The organism is Ruegeria sp. O11, assembly GCF_056535285.1.
This window is the reverse complement of sequence record NZ_JBQERS010000006.1, coordinates 129,583-145,521: the sequence shown is the minus strand read 5'-3', so window position 1 is coordinate 145,521 and position 15,939 is coordinate 129,583. Positions and strand designations below refer to the sequence as shown.

19 protein-coding genes are annotated in these 15,939 nt (G+C 56.7%); 9 read left to right on the top strand and 10 right to left on the bottom strand.

Going from position 1 to position 15,939, the window contains the following annotated elements; genetic code table 11:
- The 3 genes from rpmB to ACRZ91_RS13550 all read left to right on the top strand — a co-directional run bounded on the left by rpmB (nt 1) and on the right by ACRZ91_RS13550 (nt 1,577).
- On the top strand, nt 1–288 hold the full coding sequence (gene rpmB / locus ACRZ91_RS13560; RefSeq protein ID WP_008756960.1) for a 50S ribosomal protein L28: 288 nt from the start codon (nt 1–3) through the stop codon (nt 286–288).
- Between the two features lie 407 nt (nt 289–695).
- Nucleotides 696–1,046: a hypothetical protein gene (locus tag ACRZ91_RS13555; RefSeq protein ID WP_170779438.1), complete on the top strand. Its 351-nt coding sequence runs from the start codon at nt 696–698 to the stop codon at nt 1,044–1,046.
- Nucleotides 1,047–1,091: 45 nt separating this feature from the next.
- Nucleotides 1,092–1,577 (top strand): copper chaperone PCu(A)C, encoded by a 486-nt coding sequence (locus tag ACRZ91_RS13550; protein ID WP_480906195.1) that lies wholly within the window; start codon nt 1,092–1,094, stop codon nt 1,575–1,577.
- A gap of 59 nt (nt 1,578–1,636) precedes the next feature.
- On the opposite strand, the gene ACRZ91_RS13545 is transcribed toward ACRZ91_RS13550, so the two are convergent.
- Entirely contained in the window at nt 1,637–2,245 is a 609-nt protein-coding gene (locus ACRZ91_RS13545; RefSeq protein ID WP_480906192.1) for an HdeD family acid-resistance protein, read from the bottom strand.
- A gap of 61 nt (nt 2,246–2,306) precedes the next feature.
- A complete protein-coding gene (locus ACRZ91_RS13540; RefSeq protein ID WP_480906189.1) occupies nt 2,307–3,011 on the bottom strand; it encodes an NAD-dependent deacylase in 705 nt (234 codons plus the stop codon).
- Nucleotides 3,012–3,039: 28 nt separating this feature from the next.
- On the opposite strand from ACRZ91_RS13540, the gene ACRZ91_RS13535 reads away from it, so the two are divergent.
- Nucleotides 3,040–3,489, top strand: a complete 450-nt coding sequence (locus ACRZ91_RS13535) for a low molecular weight protein-tyrosine-phosphatase (RefSeq protein ID WP_170772821.1) — start codon at nt 3,040–3,042, stop codon at nt 3,487–3,489.
- Nucleotides 3,490–3,639: 150 nt separating this feature from the next.
- On the opposite strand, the gene ACRZ91_RS13530 is transcribed toward ACRZ91_RS13535, so the two are convergent.
- From ACRZ91_RS13530 to ACRZ91_RS13520, 3 genes are all read right to left on the bottom strand, one after another.
- Complete coding sequence (locus ACRZ91_RS13530) at nt 3,640–4,107, bottom strand: DUF4437 domain-containing protein (RefSeq protein ID WP_480906187.1); 468 nt, start codon at nt 4,105–4,107, stop codon at nt 3,640–3,642.
- Between the two features lie 19 nt (nt 4,108–4,126).
- Nucleotides 4,127–4,465, bottom strand: coding sequence for a DUF1330 domain-containing protein (locus ACRZ91_RS13525; protein ID WP_480906184.1), 339 nt, complete (start codon nt 4,463–4,465; stop codon nt 4,127–4,129).
- Between the two features lie 65 nt (nt 4,466–4,530).
- The gene (locus ACRZ91_RS13520; protein WP_480906181.1) at nt 4,531–5,397 is read right to left on the bottom strand and encodes an MBL fold metallo-hydrolase; all 867 of its coding nucleotides are present in this window, start codon (nt 5,395–5,397) and stop codon (nt 4,531–4,533) included.
- Nucleotides 5,398–5,492: 95 nt separating this feature from the next.
- Here ACRZ91_RS13520 and ACRZ91_RS13515 point away from each other — a divergent pair, with 95 nt between their 5' ends.
- Nucleotides 5,493–6,116: a TetR/AcrR family transcriptional regulator gene (locus ACRZ91_RS13515; RefSeq protein ID WP_480906178.1), complete on the top strand. Its 624-nt coding sequence runs from the start codon at nt 5,493–5,495 to the stop codon at nt 6,114–6,116.
- 586 nt (nt 6,117–6,702) lie between these two features.
- Here the strand turns inward: ACRZ91_RS13515 and ACRZ91_RS13510 are convergent.
- The 4 genes from ACRZ91_RS13510 to ACRZ91_RS13495 all read right to left on the bottom strand — a co-directional run bounded on the left by ACRZ91_RS13510 (nt 6,703) and on the right by ACRZ91_RS13495 (nt 9,489).
- A complete protein-coding gene (locus ACRZ91_RS13510; protein ID WP_480906175.1) occupies nt 6,703–7,083 on the bottom strand; it encodes a carboxymuconolactone decarboxylase family protein in 381 nt (126 codons plus the stop codon).
- Between the two features lie 154 nt (nt 7,084–7,237).
- Nucleotides 7,238–7,501 carry a hypothetical protein gene (locus ACRZ91_RS13505; protein ID WP_480906172.1) on the bottom strand — a complete coding sequence of 88 codons (264 nt, stop codon included), beginning with the start codon at nt 7,499–7,501 and terminating at the stop codon, nt 7,238–7,240.
- A 6-nt stretch (nt 7,502–7,507) separates the two neighbouring features.
- Nucleotides 7,508–8,605 (bottom strand): aromatic ring-hydroxylating oxygenase subunit alpha, encoded by a 1,098-nt coding sequence (locus tag ACRZ91_RS13500; protein ID WP_480906170.1) that lies wholly within the window; start codon nt 8,603–8,605, stop codon nt 7,508–7,510.
- The gene (locus ACRZ91_RS13495) at nt 8,602–9,489 is read right to left on the bottom strand and encodes a MurR/RpiR family transcriptional regulator (RefSeq protein ID WP_480653044.1); all 888 of its coding nucleotides are present in this window, start codon (nt 9,487–9,489) and stop codon (nt 8,602–8,604) included. The genes ACRZ91_RS13500 and ACRZ91_RS13495 overlap by 4 nt, the downstream gene beginning before the upstream one ends.
- A 66-nt stretch (nt 9,490–9,555) precedes the next feature.
- On the opposite strand from ACRZ91_RS13495, the gene ACRZ91_RS13490 reads away from it, so the two are divergent.
- Genes ACRZ91_RS13490 through ACRZ91_RS13475 form a run of 4 tightly spaced genes read left to right on the top strand, consistent with a single transcriptional unit; the run spans nt 9,556 to nt 14,977 of the window.
- Nucleotides 9,556–12,000: an FAD-dependent oxidoreductase gene (locus ACRZ91_RS13490; RefSeq protein WP_480906166.1), complete on the top strand. Its 2,445-nt coding sequence runs from the start codon at nt 9,556–9,558 to the stop codon at nt 11,998–12,000.
- On the top strand, nt 11,997–12,599 hold the full coding sequence (locus tag ACRZ91_RS13485) for a dimethylsulfonioproprionate lyase family protein (protein WP_170703349.1): 603 nt from the start codon (nt 11,997–11,999) through the stop codon (nt 12,597–12,599). The genes ACRZ91_RS13490 and ACRZ91_RS13485 overlap by 4 nt, the downstream gene beginning before the upstream one ends.
- Complete coding sequence (locus tag ACRZ91_RS13480) at nt 12,596–13,699, top strand: mandelate racemase/muconate lactonizing enzyme family protein (protein WP_480906162.1); 1,104 nt, start codon at nt 12,596–12,598, stop codon at nt 13,697–13,699. The genes ACRZ91_RS13485 and ACRZ91_RS13480 overlap by 4 nt, the downstream gene beginning before the upstream one ends.
- A 3-nt stretch (nt 13,700–13,702) precedes the next feature.
- A complete protein-coding gene (locus tag ACRZ91_RS13475) occupies nt 13,703–14,977 on the top strand; it encodes an aspartate aminotransferase family protein (protein WP_480906159.1) in 1,275 nt (424 codons plus the stop codon).
- Here ACRZ91_RS13475 and ACRZ91_RS13470 read toward each other — a convergent pair whose 3' ends face one another.
- Complete coding sequence (locus ACRZ91_RS13470; RefSeq protein ID WP_170541429.1) at nt 14,978–15,919, bottom strand: LysR family transcriptional regulator; 942 nt, start codon at nt 15,917–15,919, stop codon at nt 14,978–14,980.
- Nucleotides 15,920–15,939 lie beyond the last annotated feature (20 nt).

Genomic DNA, 15,939 nt, shown 5'->3' with positions numbered 1-15,939 from the left:
ATGTCGCGCCGTTGCGAACTGACCGGAAAAGGCCCGATGACTGGCAACAATGTCAGCCACGCCAAAAACAGAACTCGTCGTCGTTTTCTGCCCAACCTGAACGACGTTACCCTGCAGTCCGAAACCCTGGGTCGTGGCGTCAAGCTGCGCATCTCGGCAGCAGCCCTGCGTTCGGTAGACCACCGCGGTGGTCTGGATGCATTTCTGGCGAAAGCCAAGGATGACGAACTGTCGGCGAACGCCTTGAAAGTGAAGAAGGAAATCGCCAAAGCGCAAGCTTCGGCGTAAGTCTTACCGACACACAAATATTCAGCCCTGCATCCTTGGATGCGGGGCTTTTTTGTCGGTGATGATTGCAGTGGACCTGTCTTTTGTTTTCAAAAAGCCAACAAAGCGAGCCTTTCCGTGACTTTGTTCACAGAAGCCTTGATGAGATCAATATATGTTTATGCATATTGTTGATTCTGGGGGGTCATCATGCAGTTTCGAGTAACAAATTTATTGTCTTTTTTGCCAGCTTCACTTGCGGCGGCAGTGGTTCGATGCACGCGGATGCAACGTCGGGTGAATCGTCTACATACGAGTATGAACGCCGACCCGGCAAAACCACCCAAATCCTGAACCGGGCCATTCTGTCTCAGCCCGGCCTTCTCGCTTGAAGCGGATAGAAACTCAGGCGTATATCTCGGGCTAGGATGAAAGACATTTTCCGCCAGATACTGCCTTATGCGCTGTCCCTGCTCGTAATTGTCACGGGGCAGGGCCTTGCTGCATCGCGCGGTATTGATCGTGCGGTGGGACAGATGGTTCTGTGCACCGGAACCGGGCCTGTGGTTGTGTATATGGATGACGAAGGTCAACCGACACGTGCGCCGCATTACTGTCCGGACTATGCGCTTAGCCTGCTGGGCGCTGTGCACGACGCGCGCGCTGCCCTGCCTTTGGCTCCGTCTAGGGCGTTGCCCGCTCCACCACTACGCTCGGCGGATTTGATTTCGGCCCCCTTGCCACGGCATCCTGCCCGCGCTCCTCCGATCTCTGTCTGAATTAGACATCTAACAAAATCAGACATTTACGTAAGGAGAGTCGCAATGACCCTCAAATCCACTTTGCTCGCAACTTTGGCTGCGCTTTCGTTCACCTCAGGCGCCATGGCTGCCGATGCTATCGTTGTTGACGATGCCTACGCGCGGTCCTCAGGTAAATCGGCCAAGGCCGGTGCCGCCTTCATGGTAATCGAAAACCACAGCGATACCGATGACCGCTTGATCGGCGTCAAATCGGATGTGGCAGGTCGTGTCGAGCTTCACACCCACAAGGTTGATGAAAACGGCGTTGCCCAGATGATCCATGTCGAGGAAGGATTTTCCATACCGGCAGGTGAAGCCCACCTGCTGAAACGTGGCGGTGACCATGTCATGTTCATGGGACTCAATGCGCCATTTGAACAGGGATCTTCTGTGCCGGTGACGCTGATTTTTGAACAGGCCGGAGAGGTTGATGTAGAAATCCCCGTAGATTTGGAGCGGAAGGATCAGGGCGGGCACGGTTCACACGACCACACGCATTCGAACTAATCCGACGTTTCATCAGCCATCATCAAGGCATCAGGCCGGACAATGCCCGGCCTGCATTGCTAGCGGTTGACAGTTTTCATTCCCAACCGATCACCCGCATTTTTGAACCGTGCGGCTAGAAAGAACATTACGATGGCCGAGGTCAATGCAAAGAAAGCAATTGCCCAACCCAAAGCCACCATTCCGCTGCCGGGCCAGAAGATAAGCACCAGCCCGATGATGAGGGCAAAGATACCTGAATTTCGCACCGTTGCACGCTCGGGATCCTGTGGGTGCATCTGAGGCAGGGCCATGAAGGAGCCTATGGCCACGAATAACGCCATCGCCCCCATCAGCGTAAATGCCAGCCACGCCACTCCCTGCGGCCAGATCAATAGTATCAACCCGATCAGAGCAGCCCCGATGCCAAAGCCTCCAATCAGCCCACGTCGCCCAAACCCAAGCCAAGTGAGCGCACCATCCAAAATAAGCAACGCCCCCACCAGCCGCAGCAATACTGAGATACTGCTGGTGGGCCAGAACAGCGCCGCAATCCCGATCAGACCGGCCAGAATTCCGCGCAGCAAGAAGGTCCACCACAGGTTGGCCAGATTCTCGCTTAGTGTGTCACGCGCGTTGATGCTGCTATCGTCAAGGATTTCTCCGTCTTTGGGTGGTAGATCTGTCATGAACTCACTCAGCTTTATTGTTTTCAGCACCATAGACGCGAAAGCGCTGCTCTGTCTGCCCCTATCGCGTGCGGCCCCGTACCAACATTTCATTGACCCAACGCGGGATCACCTCGGTGGCGGGCCCGAGGTGTGTCTCATCAAAGACGGACGCCCCAGCGGAAGGTTCAAGGTTCAATTCTATCGTTCGCGCACCTCCGGCCCGTGCCTCTTGCGCAAAACCCGCCGCCGGATAAACCTGACCCGAAGTGCCGATTGAGGCAAACAGTGCTGCTTCAGCCAGGTGATCGTAAATTTCATCCATAAAATAGGGCATCTCACCAAACCACACCACATCGGGTCGGGCCGTCGGTTGAAAGCAGGCTGGGCAAGGCTCGTGTACCTCCATCTCGGAAGGCGAGGTCCAGCGGTGCCCGCAAACTCCACATATGGCACCGGCCAGCGTGCCATGCATATGGAGCACCCGTGCAGCCCCGCCTGCCTCATGCAGGCTGTCGACATTCTGCGTGACGATGACCACTTCACCGGGCCATCGCTTCTGCAGCTGGGCAAGCGCCCGATGTGCGGCATTAGGCTGTGCCTTGGCGGCCTGCACCCGGCGGGCATTGTAAAACCCGTGCACCAGTGCCGGATTGCGGGCGAAGCCTTCGGGCGTTGCGACATCCTCGATCCGGTGCTGCGCCCACAGACCGCCTTTGTCGCGGAACGTGCCCAGCCCGCTTTCGGCGGAAATTCCGGCTCCAGTCAGAATGACGATCTTTTCCATGGCCGCCTCACGCGCTACACCCATTCCCATGACACACCGTATCCTTTTCGTCTGCCTGGGCAATATCTGCCGCTCTCCGGCAGCCGAGGGCGTTTTTCGCGCCCGGGCGCCCCATCACCAAATCGACAGCGCCGGAACCTCGGGTTGGCACATTGGTGATCCGCCCTATAGCCCAATGCAAAAAGCCGCCGGCGCCCGGGATATTAACCTCAGCGACCTGCGCGCGCGCCAGTTCGTGGCCGAGGATTTCCACCGCTTCGATCTGATCATCGGTATGGATGCGGACAATATCGCCAATATCGAGGACCTGCGCCCCGATGGCAGCGATACTCCTGTCCGCCTGCTAACCGATTTCGCGCCACATTCCGGCGCCGATCACGTGCCCGATCCGTATTACACCCGCGATTTCGATGGAACGCTGGACCTGATCGAGATTGCTGTTGATGGCTTGCAGGCGTACCTGAGCGCTGAGCTATAGAAGCTGGAGTACGCCCTGCATTCAGGGCACTGAACGCACCGATGCCTGCTCAGAGCTCATTTAGATCGATGCTGTACTGCGTACCAATGTCCGAACAGAGGTGAGCAACAAATATGGAGGGGCATGTATCCCGCCATTTGAATCTTGGTTCTATTCATTCGGGTGAAAGTGCACGTCCATTGGACCTTCCCATTGAATCAACAGAATTGTTGGTTCGTCGGTGGGAAACGAGTCATTGTGATGCTCTCCGCCTGGTTGATACCAATAGTCTCCGGCCGCTTGCAGCGGCACCTCGGCTTCACTTTCGCCTTTAACGAAGTGCTTGGAAGCACCGGTTACAACGAGGCCGTGGTATCCGTGGGTGTGCGAATGCATTGTTCCGGGGAAGTTTGGCGGGAATTTCATGAAAACCGCTGACGGGCCATTTTGGGGATCACCCCACAGGACAGCAAGCTCAAACGGAGCACCTTCGGGCTGGAAGAATTCGGCCTCTTCCAACGCGATTCTATATGAGGTTCTTACCGTTTCAGCGTTGGCAGATAGAGCGATTGTGCTGACGAGAATACCAGTCAAGGCAGCGATTTTAGCGATTGAATTGAACATGTTGCTTTCTTCCATCAAGATTCTTCTGCGACTGTCATGAGGCAACTTCACCCCGCCACCCGTGCGAGAATCCGATGGTGAAATTGGCCGGCAGTATCGCCGTCCGAAGATCAATAATGGATTGGTACTCGTCGCTCTTCCAGAAAGCTTCGAGGTTTTCGCGAGATGGAAACCGTATCAGGGTAAGACCTGCGCCCTCTGGCCAGTCTCCTTCAAACTTGGATATGGAAGATTCTCGCGCACCTATAACGAGGAGTTCGCCTTCGGACGTCTCCAGAACATCATTGGCAGCTTTTGCATATTCGCCAAAATTCTTCATATCTCCTTGTTCTGTGAAGCTGAACAGCAGATAGGATTCTTTTCCTAGGGACATCTCGGGTTTCCTTTTTATGTTTTACAGATTGATTTCCGTTGCGGTCCTGAGCAGAGCAATTCCGTTCAACCGCCGTGAAAAACAGACAGGGCCATTCGGCGGACGTAGCCGGGGAACGCTGTGTCGTAGTTTTTCCAAGTGGAATATTCGGCCATTTCGATTTCGTCAGGGATCGTAAAGAGAAACTCAACGGGGGCTGACGGGTTGCCGCTTGCAAAGGCTTCCTGAAAACGCGCCTCTACCTTCGCTTGCAGCTCATTCAGAAACGCGGCGTTTTCTCTGAGAGCCTCGACACTGTTACCGTTTGAATGCCCGTTGATTGCGTAAGTCGGATCCCAATCCACCAGGGTGTTCAATACAACGCTTGACCCCACGAAATTGGTGTCTTCCTTGAACTCATGTGGGGAAAATTCTTGTGGCATGTACATGTCCACAGAAAACACGACATTGCTGTCAGCGACACGTGCAACCGTAGTCGCAACACCATCTGCTACAGCGAGGTGATGCAACTCGATGGTTTGACCGCCAAGATCCACGGTATGGATGTTGTCAAACGACGTCGTGATCATTGGCATGGGCATCAACGGCGACAGTTTCAGGATATCGAGGCCGTTCTCCTGCATGATGATCTCGGCTCCTTCGAACACTTCGGTTCCACCAATGTGGTCAAAATGCTCGTGGCTCAGGGCGATATGCGTAACAGGCTTGTCGGTGATCTTTGCTATCTCCGACTTCAACTCCTCAGCCCGCCGCGTGAAGGATGGGTCAGTCACGAGAATACTATTCTCTCCAATGACAACCATGCTGGAGTAACCCATGGAGAAGTAGTGATAAACACCGTCCGCGATCTCAGTCATCGGACTGGTCTGCGCATTTGTGGTTGTCGCCAGTGCGATCAGCGCAGCAGCGGTAAGCGAGGTTGATAGTCTCATATCGGCTCCTCAAAGCTAACGTTGTTTGCCTTAGCTAACAACGTTAGCAAAGAAGTCAATAGGAGTGCTCAAAATTCAGGAGAAGACGCCAAGCCATGGTGGGACGGCCAAAAGACATTGCTCAGGAATACGAGGGGTTCGCGACGCGCGATGCCATTCTTGCCGCAGCCGAAAAGCTGGCCGGTGAGAGAGGCGCATCTGGTTTGAAAATAAGGGAAATTGCCCGGCTTGTCGGGATCGAGCCTGCGTCCATATACAAGCACTTCAAAGGTTTGGGCGCCATATTAACGGCGCTTATTGGTGAATCTCTCACCGAGGAACACCAGTTGTTAAAGCTGCCCGAGGAACTGGGCGGAGAAGCCGCAATCCGGGAACTCAACAGGCGAACGACTCGCTTTTTGGCCGCCAGAAAGGGAATCGTAAGCCTTTCATTGGACGACTTCGCGAAGGCACATGATCCTACCCGCGATGCTTTTGATGAAAACGAAGCCATTATCGTCCACGGTCTGGATATCGAAGCAGAACTGATCGGCGGCCATCTCGGACTGAGCAAGCTTGGGCGAAAAACGCTGGGTCAGATTGCAATCGCGCGCCGCTCGATGATTTTAGTATTTCTAAGCATCACATGGCTGAACGGAAAAGAAGTGGACGAGGAACGGGAAGCCGAGATAGCCGACATGGTTTCCGCATTTCTGCTGGGGTTGCAGTCGCAATACTGACGGAAGCGCCGGTTTAAGCGCGAGTGGGATGTGCCCGGTCAGGAGTACTCTTAAGGCGTCATGTCGCAATTCCGTTATCGGCGCGCACAAGTGGCAGTTGATAGTTGGTATGGAAAGAACCGAAGCAGTACTTTGCAGCCGACGCTCGATCAGCCGCAGCGTATTGACCCTTTGTCCCGCGTCTTCCCCATTTGGATGCAGACCAAGTGTACAGTAGCGGCGTCCAACCTCGGTCATTGGCGCATCAGTCAGCGAAAGCGCCAGAAGAGGCCGGAGTGCAGAATGTCGCTGTCGCTCTGGAAGGCAGCAATTATCCCTATTGCGGACCCAGTGTGGATCGAAGGCGGCCGAAGTTGATCATCCCTTCCGCGATTTTACTGCTTCGCGGCGCCTTCTAGAACTGTCACTAAACCAAGTCCAATGTTCTATCGACTCGCACGCCCAGAGGAGGATCGTTTCTTAAACAGTGAACTTCTTTGCTTGCGGCACAACACATCCGGGCACTACTTCGGAAACTGTCTGTGCGATTTAGTCTGCGGCGTTGTGGCGCGAGACCGCCAAGTGTAAGGTTCAGCGCTTGCGCTTTCTAACTCTCCTCCAGCACCGTCTTGGCCACACGGAAGCACTCCAACGCCTGCGGCACGCCGCAATAAATTCCAATCACGTGAATAATCGCGCGGATTTCTTCTTTGGTGACGCCATTATTGATGGCCCCGCGGCAGTGGGTCTCCCATTCATTCATTTTGCCTAGTGCGCCAATCATCGAGAGGTTCATCATCGACCGGGTCTTGGCGTCGATCACGTCATCCCCCCAGCCAAAGCCCCAACACCACGCGGTCATGGCCTCCTGAAACGGGCGAGTGAAATCATCTGCTGCAGCCAAGTTCTTTTCGACATATTCGGCCCCCAGCGTACTTTTACGCTGTTCGAGCCCTTTCAGAAACAGATCTTCGTCAAATACGCTCATGGTCTAGTCCTTCAGATTGATGGCGACGTTTTTGGTTTGTACATAGTTCCACAAGGCTTCGCGCATCTTGGGGGGCGGCGTCGTTGTGCAGTCGAGGTTGCAGGTGAAAACACCGCCGACCAACTATAAGATGTGCCATTGGCAATAATTTGGGTCAGCATATAGTCTCCCATGGCCTGTACCATGTGACCATGTTCGATTGGGCGCAGATCGGACAGGCACCTGATAGATGCGCGCGTTTTGCAGCCATATCGGCGCTGACAACGTTGCCCGCATCCGTAAGCGCACACTCGGCCAGCTTTTTGTCGGTGCCAGGGTTCAACGCGTCGATCCGGCTGGCTATGCCGTTGACCAACGCGCGATCAATGTAGCTTAGCCAGTAGGCCTTCATTACAGATCGATCAATATGTTGGTGCATTGTGCGTCAATGTTCTTGACCATCTACAGCCTCACGCATCCAGCGCTGCAATGCAGCGATGGAATGCTCTGAACTGACCCCGCAGTTGGGGTCCAGCACAAGGGGACCGGGGCGATAACCACGAGATTTCAACCCACGTTGCACGCTTTCCACGAGGTTGATGTCCTCTTTTACTGTTGTCTCGCGATCTTGAGCGGCAAGACCCCGGATTACCTCACTTTCAGCACCTTCCGGCGTAAACCAGCCGCGCCAGACGGTGCAGTTTTCATGGCCGTGGGCACGCCAGTGGTAGGTGTTCAGAACATTGCTCGGATAGCATTGGAATGAGAACATGGGCCATAGGAACCAGCTTTGATAATCCCCTGCATGGGGCACCGACATGTCCACGGGATAGGTCATCTTTTCCATTGGCTGACATTCGGTCGTATGGCGCAGAACATATCCGCCGTCCGCATCCGGTTGGATGTCATAGGTTTCCGGCTTAATTACACCCTCGGCGAAGGTCGCATGGTTAATGGGACAGTGGTAGCACTCTGAGTAATTCTCGACCGAGACCTTCCAGTTGCAGTTCTCAGGCACCTCGACCCATTCCAGAGGGGCAAGCCTGACGACATTGGGAACGAATTCGGCGATCTCTTCGCGGACACCGGGGAACCAATCGTCCATCGGCGCCGCATCGTCATCGAGGTTGACGAAAAGAAAGCCATGGAAATCTTCGGTCCGGACTTCGGTCAGGCAGATCTCAGAGCGGTCAAAGCCCGGAACGGATTTGATGTTTGGACCCGCGCGCAAATGTCCAGTCAGTTCGTAGGTCCAGGCGTGATAGGGGCAGACCACCACACGAGTGTTACCAGTCCCGGTGACCATTTCGTGGGCACGGTGTTGGCAGACGTTATAGAAGGTGCGGATCACCTCGTCCCGGCCACGGATCGAGAACAGGCTTTGGCCCGCAATTTCAAAAGTGAAATAGTCGCCGACATTGGGAAGCTGGCTGACATGGCCCGCGAATTGCCATGTCCGGGCAAGCAGGCCGGACATTTCTTGCGCATAAATATCGGGATCGGTGTAATAACGCGCGGCCAAAGACCTGATGGGTTCGGTCATGTCTTCTCCTCGTGATACAGTCCCAGCTGGTGGCGACGGTTGTGGAATTTCTCGACCCGTTCGACGATCTCGTCGCTGGCAACGGCGATGACGAATGACAAAAGCGTCTCGAGCAGCGCGATGATGCTGACCGAGGACGGGAAGAATTGCGGTGTATCGACCGATACCACGAAGTCATGATCGGCCAGACGCAGGATCGGGCTGGCGGGACTGTCGGACAGAGCGACGATGATCATGCCCTGTTCGCGCGCTATCTCGACGGCTTTGACCACCTCGGACCGGTAGGGTTTGCAGGTGATCGCGATCAGCACGTCACTTTCATCTGCCCACGCCAGATCATCGACAGGGGTCGAGCCCGGACGCGGGATGGCGTGAAACTCCTTCATACCGGTCGAGGCCAGATAGGTGAAATTGCGCGCGATCGAGTTGTTGACGCCCACGCCAAGGGTAAACACATTGCGCGAGGCCCAGATCGCCTCGGCCGCCGTCTTCAGGTCGTCGGTCAAGATACCCGCAAAGGTCTCTTCGACGTTGCGCAGCACGTCCTGCACTATGTCGGCATACAGCCCGCCCAGATCGTCCGATTTGCGAATGTCCTGAAGCCAGCGCGCGCGGTCCGGGAAGTCGGCGGCGCCGCGTCGGATGGCATCGCGGAAGGGCGCGCGGAAATCTTCGTAGCCTTCGAACCCGACCTGACGGGCCATGCGCACGACGGTGTTGGGTTTGACATTCGCAGCCTCTGCGATTTCGCGCACCGTCGACACCCCCACATCACGGGGGTTTTCCAAGACATAGGTTGCTGCCTTGCGTGCCTCGGGCGTCAGCTCGGAAAGCTCATCGGCCAGACGCTCGAGAATCGTATTTGATACATTTGTCCCATTCATGATTGACGATGGTATTTTTGTTTGCTTAGCCTGTCGAGAGGAAAACGACTCGAAAAGGATGTTGTCGTGGCAAGTGAGTTTCCATCCCACGCACGCGTGGTCATCGTCGGCGGAGGCATCATGGGCGTCGGGCTGGCCTATCATCTTGGGCATGAAGGCTGGGGTGAGGAAACGGTGTTGCTTGAAAAGGCCGAGCTGACCTCGGGCAGCACATGGCACGCCGCCGGACAGATCACACATTCGACCTCGTCCTTTGGGTTGGGGAAGTGCGTGGACTATAATATCGGCCTCTATTCCGGTGGATTGGAAGCGGAAACAGGCCAGCCGGTGACATGGCACGGCTGCGGGTCGTTTCGCCTAGCCTATACGGAAGACGAAATGGACTGGTTGCGCCATACGCTATCGGTGGGTCGTTCGCTGGGTTTCAACATCGAACTGGTTGGGCCGGAAAAGGTGGCCGAGTTGCACCCGTTCTATAACCTCAGTGGTGTTCTGGGCGCACTTCACACGCCGGATGACGGTCACGTGGACCCGACGAATGTCACGATGGCGATGGCCGCCGGGGCCCGTCAAATGGGCGTGCGTATCATCCGCCAATGCCGCGCCGCCAACATCACGCAAGCTGACAATGGCGAATGGGTGGCTGAGACCGGGAAGGGCACAATCACCTGCGAGCATGTCGTCAATGCCGGCGGCACCTATGCGCGGCAGATGGGCGAATGGTCGGGGCTGCAATTGCCCATGACCTCGATGACGCACCATTACTTCGTGACCGACGAGGTGCCCGAGTTCCAGGACCTCGGCGTAGAGCTACCTGTCATTCGCGACGACAAGAAAGTTTCGGGCTATATCCGGATGGAGCAAAAAAAGGGCCTGATCGGGATTTACGAGAAAGAAAACCCGAACTCGGTCTGGCACGATGAATGCCCGTGGCATTACGAGAATTGGCTGTTTGACGCGGATTATGACCGTGTCATGCCGTATTTGGAAGAAAGCCTGAACCGGATGCCGATCTTTGCCGATATGGGCATTCAACGCGTCGTGCACGGCGCGATCAGCCATCCCCCAGACGGCAACCCGCTGATCGGCCCGGCACCCGGTGTGCGCAATTACTGGTGCTGCTGCGGCACTCAGATCGGCATTGGATGGGGGCCCGGCCTGACCCGCGAGCTGGCGCGCTGGATGGTGCATGGGGCGGCCGACATTTCGATGCGCGAATTCGACCCGCGCCGGTTTGGCAGTTATGCCACGAAGGACTGGCAGGTAGTGAAGGCCGAAGAGGATTACTGCCTGCGCCACGAAATCCCCTTCCCACATTTCAACCGTCTGGCCGGACGCCCGATCAAGCCGTCCCCTTTGCACGATCTGCTGAAAAGCAAAGGTGCCGTGCATGAAGAGGTCTATGGCTTTGAACGCCCACGCTTTTTCGCCAAGGGGATCGAACAGTGCGACCACTATTCCTTCAACCGTTCCCCCGTCGACGATATGGTCGCGGCCGAGGTGAATGCGGTGCGCACCGGCGTCGGCATCATGGATGTTACCGCCTTCGCAAAGGTGCTGGTCGAAGGGCCGGATGCATACGCATTGCTGGACCGGCTGACCGCCAACCGAATGCCGCAGAAGATCGGCTCGATCACCCTGACCTACATGCTGAACCGCGCTGGCCGGATCGAGCTGGAAACGACGATTGTGCGGATGGCTGAAGACAGCTTCTATCTGGTCTGCGCCGCTTTCTTCGAACAACGCCTGCTGGACCACTTGAACCATCAGCGTGCAGAGGAAGATGTGACGATAACGGCACAGTCGTCCGAGTGGAGTGCCCTGTCCCTGAACGGTCCCAAGTCACGTGACGTGTTGGCCGCCTGCACTGATGCCGACTTGTCCAATGCCGGGTTCCGCTGGCTGTCTGCGCGGGAAATCACGGTTGCAGGTCACAATATCTGGGCATTCCGTATGTCTTACGCGGGCGAGCTCGGCTGGGAATTCCACATGCCTAATGACGCCAGCCTTGATGTCTACACTACGCTGTGGGCTGCGGGTGAGATACACGGCATTGCCGATTACGGCAGCTTCGCGATGAATGCGATGCGTATGGAGAAGGGCTTCAAGGGCGCTGGCGAATTGACCAACGAGGTTACACTGGCCGAGGCCGACCTGCTGCGCTTTGCCCAAACGGACAAGGAATTTCTGGGCCGGGACAAGACGCTGAACACCGACTTGCCGTGGGTTTGCGCCTATCTGGAAATCGAGCCCGACGGTAAAGCGGACGGCCACGGCGGTGAGGCGGTGATTTTGAACGGGCAGGTGGTCGGAGCCACAGCGTCGGTGGCCTTTGGCCCAACAGTCGGGAAGATTTTGGCCTTTGCCTATGTCAAACCTCACGCCGCCACTCCCGGCACGGCGCTTGAAGTGGTGATCCACGGCATCCGCCGCGCAGCCCGTGTGCTGGGCGATCCCGCCTACGATCCCAAATCCGAAAAGCCCAGAACCGACGCAAGGGAGATCGCGTGACACAAGCACAGTTCTGGACACACGCAGCAGTCGAGCTTGCCCGCTGCTTTCGTACCCACCCCACTCTTGCGGAGTTCAGTTCATTTCCGACTGATCTTGTGCCACAAAAGGTCACGGCGCGGGCCTTGCCCCCGCTTGATTTGCTGGCAACTGACCAAGCGTTGCGGTCTGGGACAGTCTCGACCTTGCGTGACGCTGTGCTTGCGCTTGCCTGCGACGCGCACTGGCTCGAGCATTATCGAGATAGCGGGATAGGCGATGATTTCATGGATCGGTTTGGCTGCTTCTGTCTGGTCGGCGATCAGGGCGGCTTTGCATCAGACCAACTGCGTGTCTGGCTGGTTTATGTGCCGCCACATCTGCACTATCCGTGGCATCATCACCCCGCGGAAGAGCTTTATCTAGTGCTTGCCGGGCAGGCAGAGTTTCTACGCGCCGGACAAGCTAAGCGCTGGCTGAGCTCTGGCGACACTGCGTTCCACGCCTCTAACCAGCCTCACGCGATGACGACGGGCGCAGACTCGGTTCTATGTCTGGTGTTCTGGCGCAATCAGTTCGAGTCCGGGCCGCAACTGACTGATGGAAATGACATATCATGAAAATCTCTCGCATTTCGTTATGGTCTGTCGATCTGACCAGCCATGAGACTTACTACATGGCCGAGGGCAAGACCTGCGACACGGTCAAAAGCCATGTCCTGTGTCTGGAGGCCGATAACGGAAAGAAAGGCTGGGGTGAGGTCTGCCCGATCCCGCATTACCTGCCCGCCTTCGCCAATGGTGTCCCCGGTGCGATCGAGGAAATGGCACCCGAAATCCTTGGAGTCGAACCGTTCGGCATTGATGCCCCAATGCGCAAACTGGATGCGTTCCTGCAAGGACATTTCTATGCGAAATCTATCGTCGACATGGCGTTGTGGGATCTGTTCGGCAGAGCGAGCGGGCAGCCCCTTTACGCACTGCTTGGTGGCCGCACCCAAGCTGACATGCCGCTCTATCACTCGATCACCTGCATCGCACCCGACGACATGGCGCGGATCGCGCGTCAGGCTTATGCGACGGGTATCCGACAGTTTCAGGTCAAGCTTGGGGCCGACGCCGACTGGCAAGCAGATGCCGAACGGTTGGCCAAGGTACGCGAGGCCGTGGGCGACGGCCCACTGGTCTATGGCGACTGGAACTGCGGGGCGACAAAACTTCAGGCCACTCGGACGGGACGCGCGGTGGCACATCTGGATGTTATGCTGGAGCAGCCCTGCAAAACGCTGGAAGATTGTGCAGCTGTAAGACAGGCAACTGGTCTGCCTATGAAAATCGACGAAAATGCCTATGATCAGGCGTCGCTCATGCACGCGCATGAACTGGGCGTGCTGGACGCAGTCGCCTTGAAACTGTCGAAATTCGGCGGGCTGTCCGCGATGCGCCGCGCGCGTGATCTGACTGTTCATCTGGGGGCCGAGATCTGCGCGGAATGCACTTGGGGATCAGACATAGTCACCGCCGCATCGCTGCATTTCGCCGCCTCGACACCGCGAGATGCCCTACTGAACACCTGCGATCTGTCGTCCTATGTAGGGCCACGCATTGCGCCGGATTGTCCGTCCCGCAAGGATGGGCGTATTGCACCACCAGAAGGCCCCGGGCTTGGGGTGAGGCCCGATCCGGACATCCTTGGTACCCCAATTCTTGAACTGGACTGACCTATGCATAAACTGACCTCTCAAGCCGATTGGATCGCCCGTGCCCGCACCGTGTTGCCTGCCGGAGGCTTCGGCAATTTCGATCCCGGCATAGTCATCGCGCGCGGTGAAGGCAGCCGTGTCTGGGACGAGGATGGGAACGAATATGTCGACTATCTGATCGGCTCTGGCCCGATGCTTCTGGGGCATGGCCATCCTGAAGTCATAGAGGCCGTTCTTGAGCAACTCCCCAAGGGCATGACCTTCTTTGCTAACAATGCCAAGGGCATCGAACTGGCCGAGGCGATTGTTGAGGCGGTGCCGTGCTGCGAACAGGTCCGGTTTGTGGCCTCGGGTGGCGAGGCCGACATGTACGCCATCCGTCTTGCCCGCGCCTATACCGGTCGCGACAAGGTCCTGAAGTTCGAAGGCGGATACCACGGGATGAGCGCCGAAGCACAGATGAGCCTTGCGCCCGAAGTCCGCATCAACTTCCCCCAAGCTATTCCCGACAGCGCGGGCATCCCGCAAGGGGTCGCTGATCAGATGTTGATCGCCCCGTTTAACGATCTGACCGCGGTCGAGGCGCTGCTGGCCGAAAACAAGGACGTTGCCGCGATTATCGTAGAGCCACTGCAGCGGATAATTCCCGCCTTGCCCGGCTATTTGCAAGGGCTGCGCGACCTGTGCGACAAATACAGTGTCCTCTTGATCTTTGACGAAATCGTTACGGGCTTCCGGCTGGCCTATGGCGGCGCACAGGAACGCTATGGAGTGACTCCAGACATCTGCACCTTGGGCAAGATCATCGGCGGCGGTTTTCCTCTGGCCGCCATTGGGGCCAATACCGAGATCATGCAGCATTTCGACAAATCTATTGTCGGCGCGAACAAATGGCTAATGCAGCTTGGCACACTGTCAGGCAATCCGATCGCTGCCGCAGCCGGCCTTAAGACGATGGACATCCTACGCCGCGAGGGCAGCTATGACCGCCTGCGCGCCATCGGAAAAGAGCTGCAAGACATGCAAAGTGAGGAGTTGAGCAAGGCTGATATTCCGCATCTAATCTGTGGTGATGAGACCTTGTTTGACATCTTTTTTACAACCAGTGTTTGCAGAGACTATCGGACCGCCAAGCATGACGACCCAAAGCGTAACGAAGCCTATAATGCGACGCTTCGACGCCACGGCATCTTCAAGTCGCCCGGCAAACTCTATCCTTCACTGGCGATTTCCGAGATGGACCTTGAGCTGACAAAAAATGCAGTTCAGGCGGCGGTGCGATCCATTCATGCTTGATTAACTTATCACCTTCAGCTGCCCGTCCAGCCACGGCAACTGCGCCAAAGCAGGGTCAACAATCTGGCTCTGCATTAGTCGCTTAATCATATCCGCCACTTCCTGCGGCACCTGATCCGACCAGTCGGAGCGAGTAATCAGTGAGATTCTGCGCGCGAACTCGCCAAACGGAGCAGGGTGCGCCTCCAGCCCGTCATGGAACCGCGCGGCGCGCATATAGCCCAGCGGTGTGGTGATTGCCCAGCCCAAGCCCCGCGCTACCATCGCCATTAATGCCAGATGCGAGCCGATTTCGAACCGTTCTTCAAACTCCATTTGCTGCCGGGCTAGATGACCTTCGATCTGGCGGCTGATCAACTGTTCGCGGGCGTAGCGCAGGAAGGGCAGGTCCTGCATCGGCTGCTCGGCGCCCTTGGGCGCGACCAAAATGAAGGGGTCTTGGACCAGAGGGTATTCGACGACACCTTCCAATACTTCACCAGAATGGGCCGAGACAGCCATGTGTAACCGCTGCGCCTCCAGTGCTTCGAACAGATCGAGGCTCGACAGCGTGATCAGCTTGAATTTCGACCGAGTCAGACTATCGGCTAGCAGGGTGGCCAGCCTGGGCGTCAGATCATTGTCGAAATCGTCGATCAATCCGATGGACAGAGTGGTCAGATGCCCCAGATCCATGACCGCCAGTTCGCTCTGCGCCACTTGCAGCTCACCCAGCACCGCTTGAGTGCGCGCCAGAAAACTGCGCCCGGCCTGCGTCAGCCGCATCGGTCGCCGTCCGTGATCGACAAGATCGGTGCCTAAAGCCTTTTCCAGATTGCGCAACTGCTGAGACACCGACGGCTGGCTGAGCCCCGTGATCTCGGCCGCCTGCGCCACCGATCCCGTCCGTGCCAGTGCCTCGAACACCTCAAGGCCCCGCAGGGTCAGCCCTTTCATCACCATCGCACATACCTTTCGCTGCG

Bases quoted from the DNA above. Each gene is read 5' to 3' on its own strand.
- rpmB (WP_008756960.1), top strand. From the start codon at position 1: ATGTCGCGCCGTTGCGAACTGACCGGAAAAGGCCCGATGACTGGCAAC.
- ACRZ91_RS13555 (WP_170779438.1), top strand. From the start codon at position 696: ATGAAAGACATTTTCCGCCAGATACTGCCTTATGCGCTGTCCCTGCTC.
- ACRZ91_RS13550 (WP_480906195.1), top strand. From the start codon at position 1,092: ATGACCCTCAAATCCACTTTGCTCGCAACTTTGGCTGCGCTTTCGTTC.
- ACRZ91_RS13545 (WP_480906192.1), bottom strand. From the start codon at position 2,245: ATGACAGATCTACCACCCAAAGACGGAGAAATCCTTGACGATAGCAGC.
- ACRZ91_RS13540 (WP_480906189.1), bottom strand. From the start codon at position 3,011: ATGGAAAAGATCGTCATTCTGACTGGAGCCGGAATTTCCGCCGAAAGC.
- ACRZ91_RS13535 (WP_170772821.1), top strand. From the start codon at position 3,040: ATGACACACCGTATCCTTTTCGTCTGCCTGGGCAATATCTGCCGCTCT.
- ACRZ91_RS13530 (WP_480906187.1), bottom strand. From the start codon at position 4,107: ATGGAAGAAAGCAACATGTTCAATTCAATCGCTAAAATCGCTGCCTTG.
- ACRZ91_RS13525 (WP_480906184.1), bottom strand. From the start codon at position 4,465: ATGTCCCTAGGAAAAGAATCCTATCTGCTGTTCAGCTTCACAGAACAA.
- ACRZ91_RS13520 (WP_480906181.1), bottom strand. From the start codon at position 5,397: ATGAGACTATCAACCTCGCTTACCGCTGCTGCGCTGATCGCACTGGCG.
- ACRZ91_RS13515 (WP_480906178.1), top strand. From the start codon at position 5,493: ATGGTGGGACGGCCAAAAGACATTGCTCAGGAATACGAGGGGTTCGCG.
- ACRZ91_RS13510 (WP_480906175.1), bottom strand. From the start codon at position 7,083: ATGAGCGTATTTGACGAAGATCTGTTTCTGAAAGGGCTCGAACAGCGT.
- ACRZ91_RS13505 (WP_480906172.1), bottom strand. From the start codon at position 7,501: ATGCACCAACATATTGATCGATCTGTAATGAAGGCCTACTGGCTAAGC.
- ACRZ91_RS13500 (WP_480906170.1), bottom strand. From the start codon at position 8,605: ATGACCGAACCCATCAGGTCTTTGGCCGCGCGTTATTACACCGATCCC.
- ACRZ91_RS13495 (WP_480653044.1), bottom strand. From the start codon at position 9,489: ATGAATGGGACAAATGTATCAAATACGATTCTCGAGCGTCTGGCCGAT.
- ACRZ91_RS13480 (WP_480906162.1), top strand. From the start codon at position 12,596: ATGAAAATCTCTCGCATTTCGTTATGGTCTGTCGATCTGACCAGCCAT.
- ACRZ91_RS13475 (WP_480906159.1), top strand. From the start codon at position 13,703: ATGCATAAACTGACCTCTCAAGCCGATTGGATCGCCCGTGCCCGCACC.
- ACRZ91_RS13470 (WP_170541429.1), bottom strand. From the start codon at position 15,919: ATGGTGATGAAAGGGCTGACCCTGCGGGGCCTTGAGGTGTTCGAGGCA.